The organism is Mesorhizobium sp. NPDC059025 (genome assembly GCF_042739655.1).
GTDB lineage: Bacteria > Pseudomonadota > Alphaproteobacteria > Rhizobiales > Rhizobiaceae > Mesorhizobium.
Genome location: NZ_JBHYIM010000007.1, coordinates 221,284 through 246,470, shown reverse-complemented (window position 1 = coordinate 246,470; position 25,187 = coordinate 221,284). Strand labels below are relative to the sequence as shown.

Below are 25,187 nucleotides of genomic sequence, written 5' to 3'. Positions count from 1 at the left end.
TCTAAGCGCCGCGCTCGACCAGGAAGCGGTGGCCCCCCGGCATGGCTGCGGTCTCGACCAGACGGTGGCCGCTCTGGCTGCAGAAGGCAGGGATGTCGATGACGGCGAGCGGATCGGTGGTTTCCAGCCACAACAGGCCGCCGGGTTGCATGTCCGTCAGCCGCTTGCGCGCCCTCAGGACCGGCAACGGGCAGTTCAGCCCCTTGAGGTCGTAGATTGCGGCTGTCCCGGCACCGGTTTCCTGCGGCATGCCGCTCAACCGCCGAACATGCCGAGCAGTTTCTTCTTCATCTGCGACAGACGGCTCTCGTCCTCGACCGGCACCTCCGGCGCGGGTTGCACCTGAGCCGTCAAGGTCTCTGCCGGCTCGGAAGCCTTCTTCTTGGCAGCTTCCTTGGCGGCCAGGGCTTCAGCCTTGATGCGTTCCTTTTCGGCCTTGGCGAAGGCGATCGCCGCCTTCTTCTCTTCCTCGGCCTTCTTCTTGGCGGCCTGCTCGGCCTCGAGCGCCGCCATCTTGCGTCCGGCCGGGGAATCGATACGGCCCATGCGCGTGGTGGTTTCGGTCACCGAACCATCGTGGTTCATCGACGGCGGATCGATGGTGATGCGTTCACCGCGGGCGCGGCGCTTGGTCCAGTCAGAGACCAGGTTGGCTTCCTTGACCCCGGCGATCGAGGCCTTGGGCGCCGCCGGGGTGGAACTGTTCATGGCGCTGGCAAAAGCAGCGTCATAGTTCTTCTGATAGGCGCCGTAGGCGACCTTGAGCGGGTCCGGCGTGGTGCTGGTCGGGCACGCGCCGGTCGGATTGAACTTCTGGCCGTCGGGCGCGACCTGGTTGAAGACATAACGCTTCTCGCAGACGTCGACCTTCGGCGGCACCTTGGTGATCTCGAAATTGTCGTACCCCACCTTCAGCATCTTCCAGAAATCGTAGTTCGGATCGCTGCGGTAGCGCGCCATGTTGGCAGCGGTCATGCGGAAGGGATAGGCCTGGATCTGGAATTCGGTCTGGCCGCCTTTGAAGGCGTCGCGCGCGAAAGCATAGATCTCTTCGATCTGCGGGTCGTTCATCGAATAGCAGCCTGACGACGAACAGGCGCCGTGCACCATCAGATTGGAGCCGGTGCGACCGTTGGCGCGATCATAGGTATTCGGGTAGCCGATGTTGAAGGAGAGATGATAGCCAGACTTCGGGTTCATCTGGCCGGGGCGCACCGTGTAGAAACCTTCAGGCGCCTGGCGGTCGCCCTCGGTGTATTTCGGGCCGAGCTTGCCAGAATAGCGACAGATCGGATAGCTGGCGATGATTTCGTAACGGCCGTTGGTCTTCTGCTTCCAGACCTCGACGACATTCTCTTCCTTGAAAATGCGCCCGACGATCGGTGACTCGCGATTCATGCCCTTGGCGCGCATGTCGGCCAGGATCTTTTCCGGCAACTGCTTGTTGGCACCCTGCGGTACGAAGTCGGCAACCGACTTTTCGTTGCAGCCGGCCACGGCAAGAACGCTGATCATGAAGCCGGTGCGTGCAAGTTTCGCGAACATGGATGCGCTGTCGTCTTCCAATTGTACGCCACGGGCCTCAAGGCCCAGGCGTTACCCCGAACATCGATGGACCCTAAGCCCGTTAACCTTGAAATTTCCTTACTGCAAGCAGCGCCGGCAGTCTTCCCGACAAAGTGACTGAGCCGAAAGCGACGGCATTTTTGTGGCGGAAAACAGGTTCTTCGCCACATTTTGAACCATCAGGCTCCGCGCGGCCTGACGGCTGTGCTGCCGGCGATACCGTCCGTTCCGGTCAATTCGTCAGAGCGAACGCCCCATGGCGAGGTATTTCTCGCGGCGCTGCTCGCGGAAATCGGCGTTTGAGCTGGCGAAGTCCTGCATCGTCCTGGCGATCAGGTCGCCTGTGGCGCCGATCACCTTTTCGGGCTCACGATGAGCGCCGCCGAGCGGTTCGGGAATGATGGCGTCGATGATCTTGAGCTCGAGCAGGTCCTGCGCGGTGATCTTCATGTTCGTCGCCGCATCCTTCGAACGCGTGGTGTCGCGCCACAGGATGGAAGCCGCACCCTCGGGCGAAATCACCGAATAGATCGCATGCTCGAGCATGTAGACGCGGTTGGCGGTCGCAATCGCGATCGCGCCGCCCGAACCGCCTTCGCCGATGACGATCGAGATCGACGGCACTTTCAACGCAAGGCCTGCCGATGTCGAACGAGCGATCGCCTCGGCCTGGCCGCGTTCCTCGGCATCGACGCCCGGGAATGCGCCGGCTGTGTCGACCAGCGTGACCAGCGGTACCTTGAAACGGTCGGCCATTTCCATGACCCGCACCGCCTTGCGGTAACCCTCTGGGCGGACCGAGCCGAAATTGTGCTTCAGGCGGCTGGCGGTGTCGGAGCCCTTTTCCTGACCGATGACGGCGACCGATTCTCCACGGAAGCGGGCGAAACCGCAGACGATGGCCTGGTCTTCGCCGAAGCCGCGATCACCGGCCAGTGGGGTGAAATCGGTGAACAGGCCGCTGATGTAGTCGAGGCAATGCGGCCGGTCGGGGTGGCGCGCCACCTGCACCTTCTGCCATGGCGTCAACGCCTTGTAAGCCTCGCGCAGCGCTTCGCGCGCCCGCTTTTCCAGCCGCGCGATCTCGTCGGCGACATCGACGGCCTCGCCGCTCTCGGCAAGCTTCTTCAGTTCGAGGATCTTGCCCTCGAGGTCCTGAACCGGTTTTTCGAAGTCGAGATAATTGTACATTCGTGAGGGGACCGCTGCGCCGGAAAACAGATGGACAGGAAGCCGTAACGGCAGTTCCGAGCTGTGAAACGTCGCCCTCACATAGCGACACCGGGCCTAGTCGGCAAGCGGATGGTGATCGTTGACCAGCCGAACGAGCCTTTCCTCGAGAACATGGGTGTATATCTGCGTGGTCGAAATGTCGGCATGGCCGAGCAATTGCTGAACGGCGCGCAGGTCCGCGCCGTTCTGCAGGAGATGGCTGGCGAAGGCATGCCGCAGCACGTGCGGGGATATCTTCGACGCCGCGATGCCGGCGCGGGCTGCCAGGCCTTTCAGGTCGCGTGCGAAGACCTGGCGGGGCAGGTGGCCGCTGTCGGACGAGGAGGGAAACAGGAAAGCGCTTTCGGCATAGGCCGCTACCCCGGCGCGGGCGGCCAGCCATGCGGTCATGGCGAGGCGGGCCTTGGTCGAAAGCGGCACCATTCGTTCCTTGTTGCCCTTGCCGCGCACCATGAAGAAGCGGTCGTCACGCTGTGCCACCGTCACCGGCAGGCCGACAAGTTCGGAAACGCGCAATCCCGTGGCGTAGAGCACTTCCACCAGCGCATGCAGCCTGAGTGCGGCAAGGGGATCGCTGCCCGACGGCGGTTCCTTCGCTTCGGCGGCGGCGCGGTCGAGCAGGCGGCCTGCTTCGGCCTCGCCCATCGTCTTGGGCAGCGGGCGGCCTTTCTTCGGGCTGTCCAGCGTGCCGGTGGGATCGTCCTGGCGCAGGCCTTCGGCGTAGAGAAATTTGAAGAACTGGCGCAGCGCCGAAAGCTTGCGTGCCTGTGATGTCGGCGCAAAGCCCTGCGCCGCGATGCCGTCGAGATAGCCGCGGATGTCGCCCGGGGCGGCATTGGCCAGGCCACCCCTGATGGCAGAGGCGGCATCTTCGAGATCGCGGCGATAGCTGGCCAGCGTGTTCTCGGCAGCACCCCGCTCGGCACTCATCATCTCGAGGAAGGCTTCGATGCGGGCGGCACTGCTCATGGTGCAGGCTCTTTCGCTGACTAGTTTTTCTTCGGGTTGAGCTTTTCGGCCGGGATGCGCACCGAAAGCTCGGCCTGCTTGGGCGAAACGAACATCACCAGAGCGAACATCGTGCCGTAGGCAAGGCCGGCCAGGATCGCCAGGGTCACGACGAGGCGGAACAGGGTCGGCATGGGTTCTGGTGGCGCCTTGATTCTGTGGTGTTGCCGGAAACGTCCCGTTATGGGACGGCGATTCCGCCATTTCAAGGGCAGTTCGCCACGTGCGCCGCTTGACGCAAAGGGGCTTTTCATGTCGATACGCCGGCAATGAACCCGCAAGCCGCCATTCCGCAGGACGAAAGCCGCGTCGCGCTGATCGAGCGGCTTGGTGGCCGTTCGATCGTGTTTGTCGGGCTGATGGGGGCCGGCAAGACGGCAATCGGCCGCAAGACGGCCGGAGCACTCGGGCTCACCTTCATCGACAGCGACCAGGAGATCGAGGGTGTGTCGCGCATGACCATCCCCGAGCTTTTCGAACGTTATGGCGAGACGGAATTCCGGGCGCTCGAGCAGCGGGTCATCCTGCGCCTTTTGGAGCAAGGGCCGCAGGTGCTCTCCACCGGCGGCGGCGCTTTCATGAACGCGCAGACACGTGAAGCGATCGCTTCACATGGCATTTCCGTGTGGCTGAAAGCCGATCTCGATCTTCTGATGGACCGAGTGTCCAAGAAGCAGAACCGCCCGCTGCTGAAGACCGCCAACCCGCGCGCCACGCTGCAGAAACTGATGGATGACCGTTATCCAACCTATGCGCTGGCCGATATCACCGTGCCGACCCGCGACGAACGCAAGGAAGTGATCGCCGAGGAAGTGATCGCGGCACTGTGCGGTCATTTCAACATCCAGACGGCTGTTGCCGTCGGCGAGGGGCAGGCATGAGCAGGACCGTCACCGTCGAGGTCGGATTGGGTGACCGCGCCTATGACATCATGATCGGTCCCGGCTTGCTCGGCCGTGCCGGCAAGACCGTTTCTTCCCGCCTGCCGGGCACTCGTGTGGCGATCGTTACCGACGAAAATGTCGCGGCGAGCCATCTCGAAACGCTGAAGAGCGGGCTGGAAAGCGGCGGGGTGGCCGTTGCCGAGACCGTCATCTTGCCGGCCGGTGAAAAAACCAAGAGCTTCGAGCATCTGCAGGAAGTGGTCGACGCGGTCCTGGGGGCGAAGCTGGAGCGCCGCGATGCTGTTGTCGCACTGGGCGGCGGCGTGATCGGCGACCTGGCCGGCTTCGCCGCAGGCATCGTGCGGCGCGGCATGGATTTCGTGCAGGTCCCGACCTCATTGCTTGCCCAGGTCGATTCTTCGGTTGGCGGCAAAACCGGTATCAACAGCGCGCGCGGCAAGAACCTGATCGGTGTCTTCCATCAGCCGAAGCTGGTGCTCGCCGACAGCGGTGTGCTGGATACACTGCCAATCCGCGAATTTCGCGCAGGCTATGCCGAACTCGCCAAATACGGTCTGATCGACCGGCCTGCCTTCTTTGCCTGGCTGGAGAAGAACTGGCAGGAGGTCTTTGACGGCGGCGATGCCCGTATCGAGGCCATCGCAGAAGCCTGCCGGGCCAAGGCCGATGTGGTGGCACGCGACGAATTCGAAACCGGCGACCGCGCTCTGCTCAATCTCGGCCACACCTTCGGTCATGCGCTGGAGGCAGCGACTGCCTATGATGGTGCCAGGCTGGTGCACGGCGAAGGTGTGTCGATCGGCATGGTGCTGGCGCATCGGTTCTCCGCGCGGCTGAACCTGGCGAGCCAGGACGACGCGGCACGTGTCGAAGCCCATCTCAAGGCAGTCGGCTTGCCGACGCGTGTCGCCGACATTCCAGGCGAACTGCCGGGCCCGGAAAAACTGTTCGACTACATCACCCAGGACAAGAAGGTGTCGCGCGGCGCATTGACCTTCATCCTGACACGCGGCATCGGCCAATCCTTCATCGCCAGGGATGTGCCGGCCTCGGAAGTGGTGGCGTTCCTGCGGGACAGCCTCGAATGAGCGAAATGGCGGGATGGATCATTGCCGCCGGGCTGGTTGTCTTGGCGTTGCTGGCCGTCCTGTTCCGCAAGCCCCTGCTTGCTTCGTTCGGCCTGCAACTGATCAGCCGGAAGCGGCGACGCCTGACGCAGCAGGAGGCGCGCGCGGTGATCTCGCGGCTGCGCAGCGAAGCGAAAGCCATGAAAGAGGATCGCAACCGGGTCGAGGCGCTGCTGGCGCTGCGCGAGCTGGAAGTCTCCGACGTCATGGTCCATCGCACCAACATGCGCTCCGTCAACGCCGACAACGCGCCGGAGGCGATCGTGCGCGAAGTGCTGCAGAGCCCGCACACCAGGCTGCCATTGTGGAAGAGTTCGCTCGACAACATCGTCGGAATTCTTCACGCAAAGGATCTGCTGCGGGCGCTCAACGAAGTCGACAATGATTTTTCGAAGATCGACATCCTGAAGATCGCAGCGAAGCCCTGGTTCGTGCCGGACACGACCAGCCTTGAGGAGCAGCTCAACGCGTTCCTGCGCCGGCGCGCCCATATCGCCATCGTCGTCGACGAATATGGCGAGGTGGAAGGGTTGCTGACGCTGGAGGACATCATCGAGGAAATCGTCGGGGAAATTTCCGACGAGCACGACATCGATGTCCAGGGCGTGAAGCAGGAAGCCGACGGCTCCGTGGTGGTGGAAGGCACGGTATCGATCCGCGACCTCAACCGGGCGCTGGGGTGGACGCTGCCTGATGAGGAGGCGACGACGATCGCCGGCCTCATCATTCACGAGGCGCAGTCGATCCCGGTCGAGAAGCAGGCTTTCACCTTCCACGGCAAGCGCTTCCTGGTGATGAAGCGCGACAAGAACCGCATCGCACGGATCAGGATCAGGCCGGCGTCTGTAGAGATACAGCAGCAAGAGGCTCCGAAGCTGCAGTAGCCCTTGGCCAGAACAGGCGCGCGACAAGGCATGCCACGAAAGCACCGAGACATTGCGCAATGATCCAGCCGGCGACATCGCCGAGCCGGATGCCCGCCGCGGTTGCGGTGAAGGCGCGGGCAAGCGTCATGGCAGGATTGGCGAAGGAAGACGACGCGGTGAACCAGTAGGCGGCGGCGATATAGAGGCCGACCGCTGCGGCAGTCGCTGCGGGCTTGCGGGCAGCGCAGCCGAGCACGACCAGCAGCAGGCCGAATGTCGCCACCGCTTCCGAAAGCCATAGGCCGAAGCTGTCGCGTGTCGTCGCCGAGAGCTGCAACACGGGCTGTTCGAACATCGCATGTGCCACCCAGATGCCGATGATCGCGCCGATGATCTGGGCAGCGCAATAAGGAAGGCATTCGCGCCAGGCGAAGTCGCCGGTGGCGGCAAGTCCGAAGCTGACGACAGGGTTGATGTGCGCGCCCGACACCGGTCCGAAGGCGGAAATCAGCACAAACAGCATGCCGCCGGTAGAGGTCGACGTGACAAAGAGCGCAAAGGCCGGATTGGCGGGTGCCAATGTCGTGCCCATGATGGTCGAGCCGATGACCGTGGCGAGCAGCAGCGCCGTCGCCAGCGTCTCCGCTGCCAGTCGCGTGTGAAATGGCATGTCGCTGATCTCCCCCAGCCTGGAAGTTTCCCAAGCGGAAGGCAGGGCGTCTACTCTCGGCGACAGCAGAAGTGTTTCAAGTTTTGGACTACCAGCGCGTCTTTTCGCCGGGGGCTGCCGGCTCGATCGCCAGGGCGTGCAGGCCAGCTTTCAACTCGTCGGCCAGCAGGGCATTGACGGCACGATGGCGCTCGATGCGGCTCATGCCGGAAAAGGCAGGCGAGACGATGCGGATGCGGAAATGTGTCTCACCGGTTCCGTCGAAGGTGGCATGATGATCGCTTTCGGCGTGATGATGGCCAGCATGAAGGTGGCTTTCGTTGACAATGGCCAGTCTTTCGGGCGCAAAAGCTTCAGTCAGCTTTTTTTCCATCGCCGTCTGCATGGACATTGTCGTTCTCCTTCACCACATAGGCTTGATCGCCAACAATTTTCGTCGCCGGCCGGCTGTCGTTCGCCCCGTTTAAGCCGCGATTCAGCGGTTAGGGCGATCATCGCCGAAATGTCAATTCTTGTATCGTCGGGCGAACAGCCCATAAATGGGGTCAGATGAAGCCCTATCCAAAATATTTCGAAAAACTCCGCATTCGCCCGGAAAAGGACGCGGAGCTGAAGTCGCGCGCACCGACCTGCCAGTGGGATGGCTGCAAGGAACCGGGTACGCATCGTGCGCCTGTGGGGCGCATGGCCGAAGGCCAGTATTTCAAATTCTGCTTCGACCACGTGCGCGAGTACAACAAAGGCTTCAATTATTTTTCGGGCGTTCCCGATTCCGAGATCGCGCGTTTCCAGAAGGAAGCGGCGACCGGGCATCGCCCGACATGGACCATGGGCACCAATGGCGGCACCCATACCGCGCCCGATTTCGCGAAGCAGCGTTCCGGCCGCGCCGGCTACTACAATCGCATGCGCGACCCCTACAACCTGTTCAATGAGCCGCGAGACCACGGCGCCCCGCGCGAACGCAAGGCGAAGCCACTTGAGGCCAAGGCGCTGGAAACGCTTGGCCTTGACACAAAGGCGACTGGCCAAGAGATCAAGGCGCGGTATAAGGAACTCGTGAAGCGCCACCATCCGGATGCGAATGGCGGCGACAGAGGTTCGGAAGACCGGTTCCGCGATGTGCTGCAAGCCTATCGCGTGCTCAAGCAGGCAGGCCTGTGTTGAGCTCAAGCTGAGCTGAGGCGTGCCTTTTTCCAACTATCCTCGGGTTGGAAAAGGTTTTATGACCGCCCCGAACAATTTGGGTTGCCGGCGAAGCGCAACGCTTCGCCCGTGGAGACGTTGAGACGCATGAACAAGGTCGATCGCGATATCGCCAACCTGCCCGACACGACGGTGTCGGTGAAGGAAAAATTCGGCTTCGAATCCAAGATGGTCGTGCCAGCCTATTCGGTGGCCACGGAGCATGTTCCGGATGTCGACCCGGACTATCTGTTCGACCAGCACACCACCATGGCGATCCTCGCCGGCTTTGCCTACAACCGTCGCGTCATGGTGTCGGGTTATCACGGCACCGGCAAGTCGACGCACATCGAGCAGGTTGCCGCCCGCCTCAACTGGCCCTGCGTGCGCGTCAACCTCGACAGCCATGTCAGCCGTATCGATCTCGTCGGCAAGGACGCGATCGTCGTGAAGGAAGGCATGCAGGTCACTGAATTCCGCGACGGCATCCTGCCATGGGCCTACCAGCACAATGTCGCGCTCTGCTTCGACGAATACGATGCCGGGCGGCCGGACGTGATGTTCGTCATCCAGCGCGTGCTGGAAAGCTCGGGCCGTCTGACCCTGCTCGACCAGAGCCGCGTCATCCGCCCGCATCCGGCCTTCCGCCTGTTCGCCACCGCCAACACGGTCGGCCTCGGCGATACCACCGGCCTTTATCACGGCACGCAGCAGATCAACCAGGCGCAGATGGACCGCTGGTCGATCGTGACCACGCTGAACTACCTGCCGCATGACAACGAAGTCGCCATCGTGCTGGCCAAGGCCAAGCATTACAAGAACGACAAGGGCAAGGACATCGTCAACAAGATGGTGCGGGTCGCCGACATGACGCGCTCGGCCTTCATCAATGGCGATCTGTCGACCGTGATGAGCCCGCGCACGGTGATCACCTGGGCCGAAAATGCCGAGATCTTCGGCAATGTCGGCATGGCGTTCCGGTTGACCTTCCTGAACAAGTGCGACGAGCTAGAGCGTTCGGTGGTGGCCGAGTTCTATCAGCGTGCCTTCGGTGAGGATCTCCCGGAGAGCTCCGCCAACGTGGTGCTCGGCTAAGCAGGAAGTTCCATGGCCGGCCCCGGCGACAACACGCGCAACAAGCCGAAGAACGGCTCGGACACGGATGCCTTCAAGCGTGCCGTGACCGTGTGCATGCGTGCCATCTCCGGCGACAAGGAGATGGAAGTCGGCTTCGCCAAGGAGCGACCGGCGCTGGCCGGCAGCCGCGCCCGCCTGCCGGAATTGCCGAAGAAGGCCTCAGCCGTCGACATCGCGGTGACCCGCGGCCTCGGCGATTCCATGGCGTTGAAACGCGCCTGCCACGATGCCCGCATCCACACCAAGCTAGCCCCGGAAGGCAAGCAGGCGCGCGCGATTTTCGATGCGGTCGAGCAGGCCCGCGTCGAGGCGATCGGTTCGCGCATGATGGCCGGCGTTGCCGACAACATCGGCACGATGCTGGAGGACAAATACGCGAAGGCCAATCTGGCCGACGTGCGCGATCGTGCCGATGCGCCGCTCGAGGAAGCGCTGGCGCTGATGGTCCGCGAAAAGCTGACCGGACGCGCGGTGCCGAAGAGCGGCGAACGCATGGTCGATCTCTGGCGGCCATGGGTCGAGGACAAGGCCGGCGCCGATCTCGACGGACTGGCCGGAAAGCTGGAAGACCAGCAGGCCTTCGCCCGTGTCGTGCGCGAGATGCTCGCTTCCATGGAAATGGCCGAGGAACTTGGCGACGACCAGGAAACCGAAGATACCGAGGACGACAACGAGAACCAGCCGCAAGGCGAGGAGCAGAGCGAGGAAGGCGGCGAGGACGATTCCGGTTCCGACCAGTCGCAGGCCGAGGACGCCGACGCTTCCGACGATGACGAGGACTCCGCCGAGGCCGAGGCCACGGACGCCACTTCGCAGGACCTGTCCGATGAAGAGGAAGCCGACGCCGAGACCCCGGGCGAAGCCAAGCGCAACGACAACCCCTTTGCCACGATCTCGAAGGATGTCGACTACAAGGTTTTCACCACCGCCTTCGACGAGACGGTGGGAGCGGAGGAACTGTGCGACGAGGAGGAACTCGACCGCCTGCGCGCCTTCCTCGACAAGCAGCTTGCCAATCTGCAGGGCGTGGTCGGCCGTTTGGCCAACCGGCTGCAGCGCCGCCTGATGGCGCAGCAGAACCGCTCGTGGGACTTCGACCTCGAAGAGGGCTATCTCGATCCGGCGCGTCTGGTGCGCGTCGTCATCGATCCGATGCAGCCGCTCTCCTTCAAGCAGGAGCGTGACACCAAGTTCCGTGACACGGTTGTCTCGCTGGTGCTCGACAATTCCGGCTCGATGCGCGGCCGGCCGATTACGGTTGCGGCGACCTGCGCGGACATCCTGGCGCGCACGCTGGAGCGTTGCGGCGTTTCGGTGGAGATCCTGGGCTTCACGACGCGCGCCTGGAAGGGCGGGCAGGCGCGCGAGAAGTGGTTGAAGGACGGCAAGCCGCCGGCGCCCGGCCGCCTCAACGACCTGCGCCACATCGTCTACAAGTCCGCCGATGCGCCGTGGCGGCGCGCCCGGCGCAATCTCGGCCTGATGATGCGCGAGGGCCTGCTCAAGGAGAACATCGACGGCGAGGCGCTGTTGTGGGCTCACAACCGGCTGATCGCCCGGCCAGAGCAGCGCAAGATCCTGATGATGATCTCGGACGGCGCGCCGGTCGACGATTCCACGCTTTCGGTCAATCCGGGCAACTACCTCGAGCGGCATCTGCGCGCCGTGATCGAACTGATCGAAGAGCGTTCGCCGGTGGAGTTGCTGGCCATCGGCATCGGCCATGACGTCACGCGCTATTATCGCCGGGCCGTCACCATCGTCGATGCCGAAGAGCTGGCCGGTGCCATGACCGAGCAGCTTGCCTCGCTGTTCGGCGAGGAGACCGCGCGCGACATGCGCCGCGGCGGCTTCAGGCGCGCTTCGTGAGCCGTTCGAGGCGGCCAGGATGGCTGCGGCTCTCTTCTTTCCTCGTCGCCGGCTTCCTTGCCACCTCAACTGGTTTCGCGGCCGGGCGACAGGCCGTCGAACCGGTCGAGATCAGCGTGCGGCAGATCACCCAGTTCCATATCGGCCGGGATGAGAGGAAATTCGGGCCGCTGGAATTCGTTGGCGGGCTGGAAATGACCGGCTCATCGCGCGATTTCGGCGCCCTGTCGGCTTTCCGGTTCCTCACCCCGGGCAGTGATTTCATCGGCGTGACCGACACCGGATTCTGGTATTTCGGTTCCATTGCACGCATGGCGCAAGGCCAGCCTTTTGCCATCTTCAACTTCACCATGCAGCAGATGGTGGACGACGCCGGGCAGCCGATCGACAGGAAATGGGAGGTCGACGCCGAAGGCCTGAACGTCAAGGACGGCATCGCAACCGTCGGCTTCGAGCGCAACCATCGTGTCGCGCAGTTCAAGATCGACCCGGCTGGCATGAAAGCGCCGTTCAAGCTGCTCGACTTCCTCATCCCGGCAAACGAACTGCGCAGGAACCGCGGCTTCGAGACCGTGACACGCGCGCCGGCCGATGGGCCGCTGGAAGGCGCTCTGGTGGTCGTGTCTGAAAAGAGCCTGGACAAGGATGGCAACATCTATGCGGCCATCATCGAAGGGCCGGGCAAGGGCATCTTCACGGTGCGTCGCAACGGCGAGTTCGACATCACCGATGGCGCATTTCTTCCTGGTGGCGATCTGCTGCTTCTCGAGCGATCCTTCTCAATGGCCGGCGGTGTCAAGATGCGGTTGCGTCGTATCGGCGGCACCGAGATCGCCAAAGGCAACGTCGCCGATGGTTCGGTTCTGCTGGAGGCCGACATGGCCTACCAGATCGATAACATGGAAGGCATGGATGTCTGGCGGCGCGACGACGGCAAGCTGATCATCTCGCTTGTCTCCGACGACAATCATTCGATCCTGCAGCGGAACCTCTATCTGGAATTCATCCTCAACGAGGATTGAGAGCACGCTGGCGCCGGTGCTTGAGCAATTCCAGGAAAAGTGCGTAGCGGTTTTCCGCCCGGAATTGCGTAAAAATAAACTTAGAGCGTTTCCGCGTTTCCGTTAAGAACGGAAACGCTCTAGGCTAGGGATCGCGCACGCTTCGAGGCCAGCCGATGCCCTCAAATGTCACAGACCTGATCGATCGTTATTGCGCCGTCTGGAATGAAGCCGACGATGCACGTCGTGCGACGCTTCTGCACGCAGTCTGGGCCAAGGACGCCACCTACACCGATCCGCGCGCGGCCACGACCGGCGCTGAAGAGCTGCTCGCTCATATCGTCAGGATCAGAGCGAGCCGTCCCGGCGCACGGATTGAGCGTACCACCGCTGTCGACATCCATCACGGCATCGCGCGTTTCGGCTGGCGCGTGGTTGAAGCCGACGGCACGGAACTGCCGGAAGGTCTCGACATTGCCGTTTTCAGTTCTGACGGCAGCCACATCGAGAGCATCATCGGCTTCTTCGGACCATTGCAGTCTCCCAAGTGATCCAGCGTCCATCGTTTCGCCCTGGTGGCTCGACAGCCTTGCTCAGGCTTTCTTGAGCTCGAGGCGCATGGCGGTCTCGTCGCCCAGGATCTGGCCGGTCTCCCGAAACCCTTCCTGTCGATAAAAGGCGGCAGCGGAGCGGTTCTCCTTAACGACACCGAGGTAGATGGCGTCGCAACCGGGAATGGCGGCCATCCTTTCGACCACGGCACGCAAGCCGGCGCGGCCGTAACCGCGCTTCTGGAAGCGCTCGTCGATCATCAGGCGGTAGATCCACCAGTTTCCGTCGTCTGCGTCGAGCGTGTACATGGCGAAGCCGACCGGCTGGTCGTTCACGAAGATTCCGAGCGGCACGCAGGCTGGATTCTCGTCGGCTTCTTCCAGGGATTCAGCGTTCGTTGCGACGAAGTCGGACTGCTCATCAGCGACATGGAGAGCAACAACGGCTTCCCGCTCGGTTTCGCCGAGCGTTTTCAAAACAACAGTCATTTGGCTTGGGTCCGTCAGTTGGGGATGGTCAATCAAAGACTGGGCGGAAAAAAGAGCGCTCGTAGCTCAGGAAGCACTGGGTCTCCTCGTAGTAACGCATGGCCGCCTGACATTCTGGATCCTCCGCGGCCTTTGTCCGGTACTCCTCATAGGTTGCAAGGCTTGGGAAGGTGAACAAGGCGAGCGCAACATTGCTCGCCCCTTCGGAGGGCATGAAATAGCCGTGGTGGGTGCCGCCGAACTTTTCGACAAGCGGGATCCACAGCCGGCCGTAATGTTCGAATTCCTTCAGGCGCGCGGGGTTGAGAATGTAGCGCAGGTAACAGGTGACCATGATTTCTCCGGCAGTCTGTTGAGAGCGGAGAAAAACATCGGCGCCGACCGCCCGGTAGGGCCAGCGACTTCTTTGCGATGTGCAGCGCCCGGAGTGGTTCCGTTTTCACGGAAACACGGAAACGCTCCACTGTTGTTCTTACGCAATTCCGGACGGAAAACCGTTACACACTTTTCCTGGGATTGCCCAAGTGTGGTTTGACGGCGAGCCAGATGGTATGCTTGGCGCCGCGTTTGCCGTGCGCGCGCACGGTGACCGCCTCGGCGATGAAGCCGCTCTGCTGCAAGCGGCGAGTGAAGCCGCGATCCGGTCCGGACGACCAGACAGCCAGGACGCCTCCTGCCGTCAGCGCGTTGTGGGCAGCCTTGAGGCCGGTGAAGCCGTAGAGCGTGTCGTTGCTGTCCTGCGTCAACCCTTCGGGCCCGTTGTCGACGTCGAGAAGGATGGCGTCGAATTCGCGGCGAGCGGCATCGATCGCGGCGATGACATCGCCTTGGCTGATGGCGACACGCGCATCCTCGAGACAGCCGTTGAAGATTGTGGTCATCGGGCCGCGTGCCCAGGCGATCACCGCCGGCACCAGTTCGGCGACGGTGACCCTTGCATCGCTGCCGAGTTCGGCAAGTGCGGCGCGCAGGGTGAAACCCATGCCGAGCCCGCCGATCAGGACGTTGATGCGATCGCGCCTGCCGAGTTTCTCCAGCGAAAGCCGGGCGAGCGCTTCCTCCGAGCCGCTGAGACGGCTGTTCATCAGCTCGTTGGAGCCGAGCATGATCGAGAATTCGCTTCCGCGCCGCTTCAGCCGCAGCTCCTGCTTGCCGTCAGGCGTCCTGGCGGCGTCGAGCTGCTCCCAGGGGATCAAGGCTGGACCGTTGCCGGCTGGCCCCAACGCGCTGCGATCAGGCGGTAGGGAATCAGCGCGAAGACTGCGATGATGAGCTTCACCGACAGGTCGCCCAGCGCCCAGGACAGCCAGCGCATGGTTTCCATCGGAAAGATGCCGAGCAACGGCGCATTCTCCAATGCGAAAGCATCGTCAGGGCCGATAAAGGCGAAGGTAGCGGAAAAGGCGATCGAGAAGAAAATCAGCGTGTCGAACACCGAACCGACCAGCGTTCCGAAGATCGGAGCACGCCACCAGCTCTGGCGGCGCAACCAGTTGAACACCGTGACATCAAGAAGCTGGGCGGTCAGGAAGGCAGCACCGGAAGCGCAGGCGATGCGCACCAGGCGGGCAGCCGCCGTGTCGAATTCGATCAGCCCGGCGCGGAACAGCAGCGGCGGCGCGACGATGGAGCAGATCACGGCGGCCATGAAGCCGACGAAGACGATCCGGCGTGCCACAGACGGCCCGTAGCGGCGGTTGGCGAGATCGGTGACGAGGAAGGCGAACGGATAGGTGAAGGCGCCCCAGGTCAGGATATCGGCCAGCGACAACGCGCCGACCTGTCCCTGCATCGGAAACTGAACGAGGATGTTCGAAGCCACGACGACAAGCGCCATGGCGACCACAAAGGGCAAGTAGCGCGAAAGGAAACGCATTTTTTTATCCTGGGTAATGGAACCAGCGGAGCGCCTGGCCGGGACGGGCGGCGCATCCATCATTCGAGCATCGGATGTTCAAGCTATGCGCCAGCCAATCCGATGCTCAGGCGGTCGTCCCCCGCCCGAAATCAATCAGGCAGCGATCTCGCCGGCAGTCTTCTTGGCGATCTGCTTCTTCAGCAGGCGAGCGCGCTGCGACAGTTCCTTCACGTCGGCCTTGGCCAGGAAGGCGTCGAGGCCACCGCGGTGCTCGACCGAACGCAGTGCGTTGGCCGAAATGCGCAGGCGCACGTTCTGGTTCAGCGCTTCCGAGATCAGCGTGACATTGACCAGGTTCGGCAGGAAGCGACGACGGGTCTTGTTGTTGGCGTGGCTCACATTGTTGCCGGTCTGGACGGCTTTGCCGGTGAGTTCGCAAGCGCGGGACATTTTTGCTACCTTCAGTTCATACCGGCCAAACCTTCGAGCCACGCCAGATGGCGCGCGATGCTCTCGGCGGCCTTAAGGAAAAAGTTGGCGTTCCATAGTGCCATTTCGTGGGGGCGTCAAGCGTTGTTCGGCTTAGGAACCGGCCTGTCACCATTGGCGGGCACAGCTTGCGGGCATCGATCCGCCGCATGCCTGCGCGACCTATCATCTGTAAAGCCGTGTTTTCAAGTGTCATCCCGGCTGGTTGTGCGCATGGCCATGAAGAACAAGGCGATTGCGCCCAGGCCGAAGACAATGTTGCCGGTCATCGCGACTGTGACCGGGATGTCCAGGGCGCGGGCCTGCAGGAACCCGACCCAGACGTAGGTCATCAAGGCACCGCCGGCGAGAGCGGTCCTGTGCGCGGAGCCCCATCGCGGGGAGCGGGACCACCGCAGGATGAGGACGATGCCAGCCATGACCGGAACGAACCATAGCCCGACGACGAACCATTTGGACGTCAGCTCGGCAATGAAGTCTCGGGCCATCAGCACGCCGGTGAGGAGAAAACTCGCCATGCAGATTGTTCGTGGCGAGGGTGTCGCCACTGCTGTTCGGACTGGCAGTGCAGGGGCTGCGAAGGCCGCAGCCGCAAGAATGGCGATGGCGAGGCCTGCAGCGGCGAACTGGCTCGGCGTGGCAATGAACTTTTCCGAATCGATCTGGCTGTAGGTCAGGAAGGCCGAGCCGGCGACGAAAATCGCAGCCGTAATGGAAAGGCCAGGCGCTCCGAGCCATGGGCGCTGTGGTGTCGGGTCGAAGGCCTCGATCAAGGCGATCGGCACAGCGATGCTCCAGATGGTGTGGAGCGTCAGAACATCCTGGATGAGGCCGAGGCTGGTGCCGAGCGCATCGACGCGGGTATCGGCATAGGCAGCAGCCATATCGATGCCGCCATAGTGGGGGTTCCAGAGCATCTGGTCGATCGGACCTTCCTCCAGCAGCGCATAGGCGGCTGCGAGGAGGAATATCGTCAGCCAGCCTCGACCGAGGTGGCGGGAGGCCTCCCGGATCAGAAGCGCGCCGCATCCGTATAGGGGCGCAAGCAGAATGATGCCGCCGAGGCCTGTTATCGGCTGGTTGCCAAGCAGCCATTCGCCGACAAGCGGTGAAAGCAGCACGAGTGATATGGCGAGCACGACGGGCCGGCGCTTTGCGGGCGGCATCTGCTGGACAAGCCTTCGACAATGAGGAAACGATCTCCATAAATAATAGAGTATGTACTCTATTATTTCAACAGCACAGATTATCGCTGGCCGACGCGAAACGCATATCGTTGGTCAAGGATCGGAAAAGGGCATCGGGTGGTTAAGGGGCGACGTGACCGCGGTTGAGTCGCACATTTTCGAAGCCGGAACCGGCGATACCGCTGCACAAGTCGAACCATTCGCAGCCATGGCAAGCCTGTCGTGTGGTTCCGGCATGAAACGCCTCGCGCATGCGCTTTATCGTCGATGCATCGAGGGAAAAACGCTCGCCAACGCAGATCGGGCGACCGATCAAATTCTCGACCGCATCGGCGGCAAGCCGATCGCGTTCAGGCACGGTGTCGCGGAAACAATGGGGATCAGGGTCGGCCAGCAGCGGTTGGCAGATATCGTCAGGACCGGCGACGAGGAGCATGTCCTCGCCGCGGTTCAGTCGTTGCACCACCTTGTCATAGCCCTTGGTGAAGGCCTCGCTGTAGCCCTTGCCGACATAGGTCAGCATGCACAGCAGGTGGTGGCCGCGGATGCGGACGGTCACGTCAGCCCCGCAAAGAAGGTCTCAGAGCGAGATCTTGCCGCGGCGTACGGCTTCGATGGTCGCGGTCGCCAGGACGGCCTTCAGGATGCCGCCGAGCACGAACGGGGCGAAACCGAAGGTGTAGGCCTTTTCGGCACCGATCATGCCGGCCAGCACCAGCGTGCCGAAAACCAGGATGAAGGCGTTGCCTGCCAGCATGGCGACGACGTTGCGAACCAGACGGCCTTCGGCGGTCCAGCCACGCTCGGCCAGCCAGCCGACAAAAGCGGCGGCGATCGGGAAGGCGGCGAGGTAACCGGCAGTCGGGCCGGCAAAATAGGCGAGGCCACCGGCACCGCCAGCGAGAACCGGGAAGCCGACGGCAGCTTCACCCAGCCAGGCGAGAACCGTGACGAGGCCGAGACGCCAGCCGAAAAGCGCGCCGACCAGCGTGACGGCGAACGTCTGCATGGTCATCGGCACCGGGAACATCGGCACCTCGATCCAGGAGGAGGCGGCGAGGAACAGCGTGCCGAGGAAGACGGCGGTTGCCTGGACGGCAACCGAACGGCCGGCGAGGCGCAAGGGGACGAAAGTGGTGGAAGTCGCGGCGGGAGCGTTCATCGGGCCTCTCCGGGTCAAATTTTGGTTCGCCGGCTCTGCGGCGTTTTGCAGGATGCATATTTCACAGGCTGATGGTGCAACGCAACAGCATTTGCGGCGTTGAGGGACAAGCCATGCTCGAGATCATCAAATGCCTTGACGGCGTCCCCATATATTCGCCGGATTTGCCCGCTTGAGAAGCTGTCAGAGCATGATCCCGAAAAGGTGCGGACTTCTCGGACGAGGATCATGCGGCAAGACAAAGAGACGGAGCGTTTCCGCGTTTCCGTGAAAAGACGGAAACGCTCCACGGAGATCCAGGCTGTTTCAGCCAACATTGAAAGGACCGACGTTTCGATGCCGCGCCCGACCCTTGTCCTTGCAGCCCTGCTCGCCGGCACAACCATGGCGACCTCCGCGGCGCCTGCCGCGGAAGCTTTCCACGGCGAATACACGATTTCCTTTCTCGGCATCACCGTGGCCCGATCAAGCTTCGACAGCCGCTACGAGGGCGACAAGTATACCATAGACGGCAGCGCCTCGGCGGCCGGACTGGCGCTGATCTTCGACGACACGACTGGCACGTTGACGGCATCCGGCCGCTTTTCGCGCGCCGGCATCCAGCCGCAGGCTTTCCGCGCGGACTACACCTCGGGGAAGAAAGTCTCGATGGTCGACATCCGCTTTTCCGCCGGCGCGGTATCGTCTTCCAAGGTACTGCCACCCCCCAAGCCACGCGGCGACGACTGGCTGCCGCTCGATGCCGGGGACCTGAAGGGCGTCGCCGATCCGATCGGTGCTACTGTCATCCGTGCCGGCAGCCTCGATGAGGTCTGTGGCCGCACGGTGAAGATGTATGATGGCGAGATGCGCGCCAATCTGGTGCTGACGCCAGTCAGCAAGGGGAAAATGGCGGTGAAGGGCTACCAGGGCCCGACCGTGACCTGCCTGATGACGTTTCAGCCGGTGTCCGGCTATGCGCAGCGGCGCAAGGCGTTGAAGTTCCTGCGGGACCGTTCGAAGATCATGGTGACGTTTGCGCCGCTCGGCCAAACCGGGATATATGCGCCAATCCATGCCACGGTCGGCACGGAAATCGGCACGATCACCGTCAAGGCGCGACGGTTCGAGGCAAAGAGCTAGGCGCACGAAGATGCGCCATCGGAGGGGGCATGGCGCGCGCGACATTGATAGGCTTCTCGGCAGTGGCGATGTGGGCCTTGCTGGCTCTGCTAACCGATGCTTCCGGCACGATGCCGCCCTTCCAGCTTTCGGCAGTCACCTTCGCCATCGGTACCTGTGTCGGCCTCGCGGCCAGGCTGTTCATGCCGGCTGCCAAACCGGAGCCGATCCCGGCGATCGTGTGGGTGATCGGCATCGGCGGCTTGTTCGGTTACCATTTCTTCTACTTCACGGCGCTGCGCAACGCGCCGGCGGTCGAGGCGAGCCTGATCGCCTATCTGTGGCCGCTGCTCATCGTGCTGGGCTCGGCGCTGATGCCGGGTGAGAGGCTTGCCTGGAACCATGTCGCCGGTGCATTGCTCGGCCTGGCAGGCACCTTCCTGATTGTCACAAAGGGTGGCGGATTGGCCTTCGATCCCCGCTATGGCTTCGGTTATGCAATGGCTGCGGTGTGCGCCGTATTGTGGTCGTCCTATTCGCTTCTGTCGCGGCGCTTTCCATCGGTGCCAACCACCATCGTCACCTGGTTCTGCCTGGCGACATCGGTGCTCTCCCTGGTCTGCCACCTGCTGCTTGAGCAGACCGTATGGCCCGCAAATGCCGGCCAGTGGCTGGCCGTAATGGGTCTCGGCCTGATGCCGGTGGGGGCTGCCTTCTACGCCTGGGACATCGGCGTGAAGCGCGGCAACATCCAGGTGCTGGGGGCGGCGAGCTATGCGGCGCCGCTCCTGTCCACGCTGGTGCTGATCGTCGCCGGTTTTGCGGAACCCAGCCTGCGTATTCTTGCCGCCTGCGTGCTCATCACCGGTGGCGCCGTGCTGGCGGCGAAATCGTTGTTGTTCGGCAAGCGTCAGGCGGTCGAGAATGGAGCCGGCGCATGATGCCCTTTCCCGGTGGCATCGAAGCGACACCGAACGGCACGCTGATCTTCTCGATCGTGGCAGCGGTGCTTTATGCCTTCGTCCTCGACGGCGCGCCGTCGTGGAAACGTTCGGCTGCAAAGACACTTGCGACCGCGTTGCTCGCCGTGCTCGCCTACCTGCAAGGCGGCCCAGCGCTGCTTGTCGCCGCGCTGGCGCTTAGTGCGCTCGGCGACGCATTCCTGTCGCAAGCCGGTGACAGGGCCTTTCTCGGCGGACTGGGCAGTTTCCTCGCTGCCCATCTTGCCTATGTCGCGCTGTTCGCCGTCGCCGGCGATGGCTTGTCGGCGCTGACCGGAGCACCCTGGCACATCGTGGCAGCCCTGATCATGGCTGTTTTCGCGCTCGGCATGCTGCGCCTGCTGTGGCCGCATATCGGTTCGGACCTCAAAGTCCCGGTTGCTGTGTATGTCACCGCCATCTTCGCCATGGGCGTGACCGCGCTGACCACCAACAACGCGCTTGTGATCGCGGGCGCGGTCCTGTTCATGGCTTCGGACGCGCTTCTGGCGATCGAAAAGTTCCTGGCCGAGGCGGTGGAGCGCCATCGGGTCTGGATGCGCTACGCGGTATGGGGGCTCTACTACCTGGCGCAACTGGCGATCACGCTGGGCTTTCTGCTCGCGGCTTAGCCTCGAAAATCGGCATCGATTTTTCGGCAGGAAGGATGTGCTAGGAGGGGCGCCAGCCGGGCGCTGCCATTTCGAATGCGCCGAAATTGAAGCCCGGCGCAACGGTGCATCCAACGAGTGTCCAGTCGCCAAGGCTTGCCGCGGTCTGCCACCAGCCCGCCGGCACGACAATCTGCGGCCGTTGGCTGGCGACAAGGTCGACGCCCAGCACATGCCGGGTCACGCCGTGGCCCTCACGATGCAACGAGAGTTCCAGCGGAGCGCCGGCGTGATAGTGCCAGATTTCGGAAGCATCCTTGACCCGGTGCCAGACCGAGACCTGGCCGCGTTCGAGCAGGAAATAGATCGCCGTCGAAAAGCCACGTCCGCCTTGCGGCGCGTCGCGAAAGGTCTCGACGTACCATCCACCTTCCGGGTGCGGCTGCATGTCGAGAGCTGCGACGATTTCCGCCGGCGTCATGGTCAGAACACGTCCTTGCGCTTGCGGATTTCGGCGAAGACCTCGGCGTCGCTGGCTTTTTCCATGCCGAGATGGCGGCGGATCGCCGGGTCGTGCCAGCGCAGGAACGGGTTGGTGGAGAGTTCCTCGCCGATCGTCGTCGGCAAGGTCGGCTTGTCCGTGGCGCGCAGTTTTTCGATTCTGGTGGCGCGCTCCTTCAGGGCCGAGTTGGTGGGGTCCACCGTCAGTGCGAAACGCGCATTGGACAAGGTGTATTCGTGGCCGCAATAGACCTTTGTGTCGGCGGGGAGTGCAGCGAGCTTCTTCAGCGATTCGAACATCACCGCGGCGGGCGCCTCGAACAGTCGGCCACAGCCGAGCGCAAACAGCGTGTCGGCGGTGAAGACGACGCCGGATTGCGGAAAATAATAAGAAACATGGCCGGCGGTATGACCAGGAGTGAAGATCACCTCGACCGTCTCTTCGCCCAGGCTGAAGCGATCGCCGCCCTTCACGGTGCGGTCGATGCCGGGGATCTTGGTCTTCTCGGCCTCCGGCCCGACAATCTCAAGATTGTAGCGCTGCTTCAGCGTCAGGTTGGCCTCGACGTGGTCGGTGTGGTGATGGGTGGTCAGGATGGTTTTCGGTGTCCAGCCGGTGCGTTTCATGGCGGCTGAGATCGAGGCTTCCTCCGGCGCGTCGACGAGAGCCACCGCGCCGCTTTTCGGCTCGCGCAGCAGAACGCCGAAATTATCCTGACGGCACATGAACTGTTCGATTTCGATCGCCATCGCCAGTCTCCTCTGTCGCCCGCACAGATAGGGTGATCGGCCGTTCCTGTCACCCTCTAATGCATGTCGCGATCTTTCACATTCGCTCCTTGCGCATAAGGTTCTTCATCTCCCGCATGTCGTTATCGCAAAACCGCCGCGCACTTTTGCGCGACATGCTTTAAAGATGCCGACGCGACCCTACTTGTCGGGAGATACGGTCATCAGCATCGCTGTTTGTTGACACCAGCCTTCCCGCAGATACGGTCCAGCCCATGCATTCGGATATTGTCGACCTGCGCTCCTTCTATGCCTCGCCGCTCGGACAATTGGCCGAGCGTTCGATCACCATGGCACTCTCGTCGATCTGGGCCTCCGTTCCCAATGAAAGGCTGGTCGGATTGGGCTATGCGTTGCCCTGGCTGGAGCGTTTCGGCACCGATGCGGAGCGGGCGCTTGCCTTCATGCCGGCCACGCAAGGTGCGGTAATCTGGCCACCTGCCGGCCCGTCGGCAACCGCCCTGGTCTTCGACGAGGAACTGCCGCTGGTCGATTCTTCCATCGACCGCATGCTGCTGATCCATTCCCTGGAGCATACGGAAAATCCACGCGAGACACTGAATGAGGTCTGGCGCGTGCTGGCGCCGGCCGGTCACGTCGTCATTGTCGTGCCGAACCGGCGCGGTGTGTGGGCGCGTTTCGAACACACACCGTTCGGCACCGGAAGGCCCTATTCGCGTGGGCAGATCGCGGAGTTGCTGCGCGAGGCGAACTTCACTCCGGCCGCCTGGTCGGACGGACTTTATTTCCCCCCTTCGCAACGCCGTTTCATGATGCGCTTCCAGTCGCTTTTTGAAAGCGCCGGACGGCGGATGTGGCCGATCTTCTCCGGCGTCATCGCGGTGTCGGCGCAGAAGCGGCTCTACCAGGGCGTGCCGGTGGTGCAACGCGCATCGCGCCGCGTCTTCGTGCCGGTGTTCTCCCCGCAAGGTGCGACACGGCTCGGTCGACAGGTCAACGAGGCCGATGGGTTGGGAGCTCGCGGAGCGCAACGGTGATGAGCGAGATATCCGGCACCACCGTCCAGGCTGAAATGAGCAGCCTTCGCGATCAGCTGGCCACGGTCCGGCAGGGGTTGAGCCTGTCGCCAGGGCGCCGTGCGCTGCTGATCTTCGGCGCTGGCATTCTCGCGATCATCCTCGCCACGGCCTACGGCCAGATCCTGCTCAATCGCTGGAACCAGCCGTTCTACGATTCGCTGCAACGGCGCGACTTGACCGCCTTTCTCGATCAGCTTGGCGTTTTCGCGATGATTGCCGGTGGGCTGCTCGTGCTCAACATCGGCCAGCAATGGCTCAATCAGCGCTTCCGCCTGAAGCTGCGTGAAGCGCTGACCATCGACCTGATCGAGGAATGGCTGAAACCGAACCGTGCGTTCCGCGTCGCCAATGCGGGAGCCATCGGTGTCAACCCTGATCAGCGCATGCAACAGGATGCCGGACACCTGTCCGATCTTTCGACCGATCTCGGAGTCGGTCTGGTGCAATCCTTCATCCTGCTGGTGTCGTTCGTCGGCGTGCTCTGGGCACTGTCCTCGGGGTTTGTCTTCAACATAGGCGGACATGCCATCGCCATTCCAGGCTACATGGTCTGGGCCGCGTTCCTCTATGCCGGGATCGCGTCCTGGCTGAGCTGGCTGGTCGGGCGACCGTTGATCGGGCTGAACAGCGACCGCTATGCACGCGAGGCGGACCTGCGTTTTTCAATGGTTCGCGTGAACGAGAACATCGATGCCATCGCGCTTTCGCACGGTGAAACAAGCGAGAAACGGCGGCTGGCGACGGATCTCGGCGCGCTGATCGCTTCGATCATGCGGATCTTCCGCGCTCAGATCAATCTCGGCTGGGTAACGGACACCTATGGCTGGATCACCGTGGTTGCGCCGATCCTGGTGGCGGCGCCGGTCTATTTCGCCGGCGACATCACGTTCGGTGGGCTGATGATGGCGGTTGGCGCCTTCAACCAGGTCCATTCCTCCCTGCGCTGGTTCGTCAACAACATCGGTGCCATTGCCGACTGGCGTGCCACGCTGATGCGGGTCGCCGACTTCCGCATGGCGCTGAAGGAGACCGATCAGTTGCATGGCAACGAGCAGCATATCGAGGTGTTCGAAACCGAGGACGGCACCATGGTGTTCGAGGACCTGATCGTCGGGGCGACCTCGGGCTGCTCGAGACTGGCGCAGAAGTCGGTGACGATCAAACCGGGCGAGCATGTGCTGATCACCGGCGACCCGAGTGCCGGCAAGACGCTGTTCTTCCGGGCAGTGGCCGGGCTGTGGCCCTGGGGAGCAGGGCGCATCGGCATGCCGGCAGGTGCCAATCTCGCCTTTGTCCCGCGCACGCCGTATTTTGCGCCCGGCACGCTGCGCGAGGTGCTGGTCGACGGCGTCACGACTATCGACGATGCGAGCACCAGGCGTGTTCTGGCCGAGGCCGGTCTCGATCACCTCGCGCCGTCGCTTGACCGCCACGCCCGCTGGGACAGGGAACTCAGCGAGGAAGAACAGCGGCTGGTTGCTTTTGCCAGGCTCGCCCTGCAGAAGCCGGACTGGGTGGTGATCGACGAAGCGATGGACACGTTCAGCGGCACGATCGCCAAGCGCATCTTCGCCATGCTGGGCAAGCATCTGCCCAAGGCAGGCATCGTCAACATCGGCCGTGGCCAGCACAACTACAACTTCTTCCCGCGCGCGCTCGAGATCATCAAATGCGCCGACCTGCCGGCGCTGCGACCGCCGCGGATAAGAGCGGGCGCGCTGGAGCCGCCACCGGTGATCCGCGTGCGCAAGCGCAACGGAAATGGCGTCAAGCGCAATGGCAATGGAGCCAGGCATGATCGCGATGACGAGAAGGTCGAGCACGTGAACTAGACGTAAACCGTCCCGTTGTCGGCGGGACGG

Annotated in this window: 30 protein-coding genes; 13 read left to right on the top strand and 17 right to left on the bottom strand. The window is 62.8% G+C overall.

Features of this window, described 5'->3' with window-relative positions:
* Nucleotide 1: 1 nt before the first annotated feature.
* From ACFWYE_RS18795 to ACFWYE_RS18775, 5 genes are all read right to left on the bottom strand, one after another.
* Nucleotides 2-250: a sulfurtransferase TusA family protein gene (locus ACFWYE_RS18795; protein WP_379113412.1), complete on the bottom strand. Its 249-nt coding sequence runs from the start codon at nt 248-250 to the stop codon at nt 2-4.
* A 5-nt stretch (nt 251-255) separates the two neighbouring features.
* Nucleotides 256-1,545: a L,D-transpeptidase family protein gene (locus tag ACFWYE_RS18790; protein ID WP_379113410.1), complete on the bottom strand. Its 1,290-nt coding sequence runs from the start codon at nt 1,543-1,545 to the stop codon at nt 256-258.
* A gap of 261 nt (nt 1,546-1,806) precedes the next feature.
* A complete protein-coding gene (locus ACFWYE_RS18785; protein WP_379065944.1) occupies nt 1,807-2,757 on the bottom strand; it encodes an acetyl-CoA carboxylase carboxyltransferase subunit alpha in 951 nt (316 codons plus the stop codon).
* Nucleotides 2,758-2,853: 96 nt separating this feature from the next.
* Entirely contained in the window at nt 2,854-3,768 is a 915-nt protein-coding gene (locus tag ACFWYE_RS18780; protein ID WP_379113408.1) for a site-specific tyrosine recombinase XerD, read from the bottom strand.
* Between the two features lie 20 nt (nt 3,769-3,788).
* Nucleotides 3,789-3,941, bottom strand: a complete 153-nt coding sequence (locus ACFWYE_RS18775; RefSeq protein WP_379065948.1) for a histidine kinase — start codon at nt 3,939-3,941, stop codon at nt 3,789-3,791.
* Nucleotides 3,942-4,076: 135 nt separating this feature from the next.
* Between ACFWYE_RS18775 and ACFWYE_RS18770 the strand changes: the two genes are divergently transcribed.
* From ACFWYE_RS18770 to ACFWYE_RS18760, 3 genes are read left to right on the top strand one after another with little or no spacing between them, the layout of a single operon-like run.
* Entirely contained in the window at nt 4,077-4,688 is a 612-nt protein-coding gene (locus tag ACFWYE_RS18770) for a shikimate kinase (protein ID WP_379113406.1), read from the top strand.
* Complete coding sequence (gene aroB / locus ACFWYE_RS18765) at nt 4,685-5,800, top strand: 3-dehydroquinate synthase (protein WP_379113404.1); 1,116 nt, start codon at nt 4,685-4,687, stop codon at nt 5,798-5,800. The genes ACFWYE_RS18770 and aroB overlap by 4 nt, the downstream gene beginning before the upstream one ends.
* Complete coding sequence (locus ACFWYE_RS18760; protein ID WP_379113402.1) at nt 5,797-6,723, top strand: transporter associated domain-containing protein; 927 nt, start codon at nt 5,797-5,799, stop codon at nt 6,721-6,723. Before aroB ends, ACFWYE_RS18760 begins: the two co-directional genes overlap by 4 nt.
* Here the strand turns inward: ACFWYE_RS18760 and ACFWYE_RS18755 are convergent.
* On the bottom strand, nt 6,671-7,375 hold the full coding sequence (locus tag ACFWYE_RS18755; protein WP_379113400.1) for an aquaporin: 705 nt from the start codon (nt 7,373-7,375) through the stop codon (nt 6,671-6,673). The two genes, ACFWYE_RS18760 and ACFWYE_RS18755, sit on opposite strands and share 53 nt — an antisense overlap.
* A gap of 88 nt (nt 7,376-7,463) precedes the next feature.
* Nucleotides 7,464-7,766, bottom strand: coding sequence for a BolA family protein (locus tag ACFWYE_RS18750; RefSeq protein WP_379065956.1), 303 nt, complete (start codon nt 7,764-7,766; stop codon nt 7,464-7,466).
* 158 nt (nt 7,767-7,924) lie between these two features.
* Here ACFWYE_RS18750 and ACFWYE_RS18745 point away from each other — a divergent pair, with 158 nt between their 5' ends.
* The 5 genes from ACFWYE_RS18745 to ACFWYE_RS18725 all read left to right on the top strand — a co-directional run bounded on the left by ACFWYE_RS18745 (nt 7,925) and on the right by ACFWYE_RS18725 (nt 13,118).
* The gene (locus tag ACFWYE_RS18745) at nt 7,925-8,542 is read left to right on the top strand and encodes a J domain-containing protein (RefSeq protein ID WP_379113398.1); all 618 of its coding nucleotides are present in this window, start codon (nt 7,925-7,927) and stop codon (nt 8,540-8,542) included.
* A gap of 126 nt (nt 8,543-8,668) precedes the next feature.
* Nucleotides 8,669-9,655 (top strand): cobaltochelatase subunit CobS, encoded by a 987-nt coding sequence (cobS, locus tag ACFWYE_RS18740; protein WP_129412806.1) that lies wholly within the window; start codon nt 8,669-8,671, stop codon nt 9,653-9,655.
* A 12-nt stretch (nt 9,656-9,667) separates the two neighbouring features.
* The gene (cobT, locus tag ACFWYE_RS18735) at nt 9,668-11,566 is read left to right on the top strand and encodes a cobaltochelatase subunit CobT (RefSeq protein WP_379113396.1); all 1,899 of its coding nucleotides are present in this window, start codon (nt 9,668-9,670) and stop codon (nt 11,564-11,566) included.
* Nucleotides 11,563-12,588 (top strand): esterase-like activity of phytase family protein, encoded by a 1,026-nt coding sequence (locus tag ACFWYE_RS18730; protein ID WP_379113394.1) that lies wholly within the window; start codon nt 11,563-11,565, stop codon nt 12,586-12,588. Before cobT ends, ACFWYE_RS18730 begins: the two co-directional genes overlap by 4 nt.
* 155 nt (nt 12,589-12,743) lie before the next feature.
* Entirely contained in the window at nt 12,744-13,118 is a 375-nt protein-coding gene (locus ACFWYE_RS18725; protein ID WP_379065964.1) for a nuclear transport factor 2 family protein, read from the top strand.
* Nucleotides 13,119-13,160: 42 nt separating this feature from the next.
* Here ACFWYE_RS18725 and ACFWYE_RS18720 read toward each other — a convergent pair whose 3' ends face one another.
* The 8 genes from ACFWYE_RS18720 to ACFWYE_RS18685 all read right to left on the bottom strand — a co-directional run bounded on the left by ACFWYE_RS18720 (nt 13,161) and on the right by ACFWYE_RS18685 (nt 18,303).
* The gene (locus tag ACFWYE_RS18720; RefSeq protein WP_379113392.1) at nt 13,161-13,607 is read right to left on the bottom strand and encodes a GNAT family N-acetyltransferase; all 447 of its coding nucleotides are present in this window, start codon (nt 13,605-13,607) and stop codon (nt 13,161-13,163) included.
* Between the two features lie 28 nt (nt 13,608-13,635).
* Nucleotides 13,636-13,941, bottom strand: coding sequence for an NIPSNAP family protein (locus tag ACFWYE_RS18715; RefSeq protein ID WP_379065968.1), 306 nt, complete (start codon nt 13,939-13,941; stop codon nt 13,636-13,638).
* A 163-nt stretch (nt 13,942-14,104) separates the two neighbouring features.
* Entirely contained in the window at nt 14,105-14,803 is a 699-nt protein-coding gene (locus ACFWYE_RS18710) for a spermidine synthase (protein ID WP_379113391.1), read from the bottom strand.
* Complete coding sequence (locus tag ACFWYE_RS18705) at nt 14,800-15,483, bottom strand: queuosine precursor transporter (RefSeq protein ID WP_379065971.1); 684 nt, start codon at nt 15,481-15,483, stop codon at nt 14,800-14,802. Before ACFWYE_RS18705 ends, ACFWYE_RS18710 begins: the two co-directional genes overlap by 4 nt.
* Nucleotides 15,484-15,618: 135 nt before the next feature.
* Complete coding sequence (gene rpmB / locus ACFWYE_RS18700) at nt 15,619-15,915, bottom strand: 50S ribosomal protein L28 (RefSeq protein WP_379065973.1); 297 nt, start codon at nt 15,913-15,915, stop codon at nt 15,619-15,621.
* Between the two features lie 224 nt (nt 15,916-16,139).
* The gene (locus tag ACFWYE_RS18695; RefSeq protein WP_379113389.1) at nt 16,140-17,120 is read right to left on the bottom strand and encodes a hypothetical protein; all 981 of its coding nucleotides are present in this window, start codon (nt 17,118-17,120) and stop codon (nt 16,140-16,142) included.
* Between the two features lie 142 nt (nt 17,121-17,262).
* Complete coding sequence (locus ACFWYE_RS18690; protein ID WP_379113387.1) at nt 17,263-17,700, bottom strand: DUF1284 domain-containing protein; 438 nt, start codon at nt 17,698-17,700, stop codon at nt 17,263-17,265.
* Nucleotides 17,701-17,721: 21 nt separating this feature from the next.
* Nucleotides 17,722-18,303: a biotin transporter BioY gene (locus ACFWYE_RS18685; protein ID WP_379065976.1), complete on the bottom strand. Its 582-nt coding sequence runs from the start codon at nt 18,301-18,303 to the stop codon at nt 17,722-17,724.
* A gap of 336 nt (nt 18,304-18,639) precedes the next feature.
* Here ACFWYE_RS18685 and ACFWYE_RS18680 point away from each other — a divergent pair, with 336 nt between their 5' ends.
* The 3 genes from ACFWYE_RS18680 to ACFWYE_RS18670 are packed head-to-tail and all read left to right on the top strand — an operon-like array spanning nt 18,640 to nt 21,016.
* Nucleotides 18,640-19,425 carry a DUF3108 domain-containing protein gene (locus ACFWYE_RS18680; RefSeq protein ID WP_379073266.1) on the top strand — a complete coding sequence of 262 codons (786 nt, stop codon included), beginning with the start codon at nt 18,640-18,642 and terminating at the stop codon, nt 19,423-19,425.
* A 29-nt stretch (nt 19,426-19,454) separates the two neighbouring features.
* The gene (locus tag ACFWYE_RS18675) at nt 19,455-20,345 is read left to right on the top strand and encodes a DMT family transporter (protein WP_379065978.1); all 891 of its coding nucleotides are present in this window, start codon (nt 19,455-19,457) and stop codon (nt 20,343-20,345) included.
* Nucleotides 20,342-21,016, top strand: a complete 675-nt coding sequence (locus ACFWYE_RS18670) for a lysoplasmalogenase (RefSeq protein ID WP_379113385.1) — start codon at nt 20,342-20,344, stop codon at nt 21,014-21,016. Before ACFWYE_RS18675 ends, ACFWYE_RS18670 begins: the two co-directional genes overlap by 4 nt.
* Before the next feature lie 40 nt (nt 21,017-21,056).
* Here ACFWYE_RS18670 and ACFWYE_RS18665 read toward each other — a convergent pair whose 3' ends face one another.
* On the bottom strand, nt 21,057-21,476 hold the full coding sequence (locus ACFWYE_RS18665) for a cupin domain-containing protein (protein WP_379065982.1): 420 nt from the start codon (nt 21,474-21,476) through the stop codon (nt 21,057-21,059).
* Between the two features lie 2 nt (nt 21,477-21,478).
* Nucleotides 21,479-22,246 carry a hydroxyacylglutathione hydrolase gene (gloB, locus tag ACFWYE_RS18660; protein ID WP_379113383.1) on the bottom strand — a complete coding sequence of 256 codons (768 nt, stop codon included), beginning with the start codon at nt 22,244-22,246 and terminating at the stop codon, nt 21,479-21,481.
* A gap of 254 nt (nt 22,247-22,500) precedes the next feature.
* On the opposite strand from gloB, the gene ACFWYE_RS18655 reads away from it, so the two are divergent.
* Complete coding sequence (locus tag ACFWYE_RS18655; protein ID WP_379065986.1) at nt 22,501-23,283, top strand: class I SAM-dependent methyltransferase; 783 nt, start codon at nt 22,501-22,503, stop codon at nt 23,281-23,283.
* Nucleotides 23,283-25,157, top strand: a complete 1,875-nt coding sequence (locus tag ACFWYE_RS18650; RefSeq protein ID WP_379113381.1) for an ABC transporter ATP-binding protein/permease — start codon at nt 23,283-23,285, stop codon at nt 25,155-25,157. The genes ACFWYE_RS18655 and ACFWYE_RS18650 overlap by 1 nt, the downstream gene beginning before the upstream one ends.
* Nucleotides 25,158-25,187: the final 30 nt, after the last annotated feature.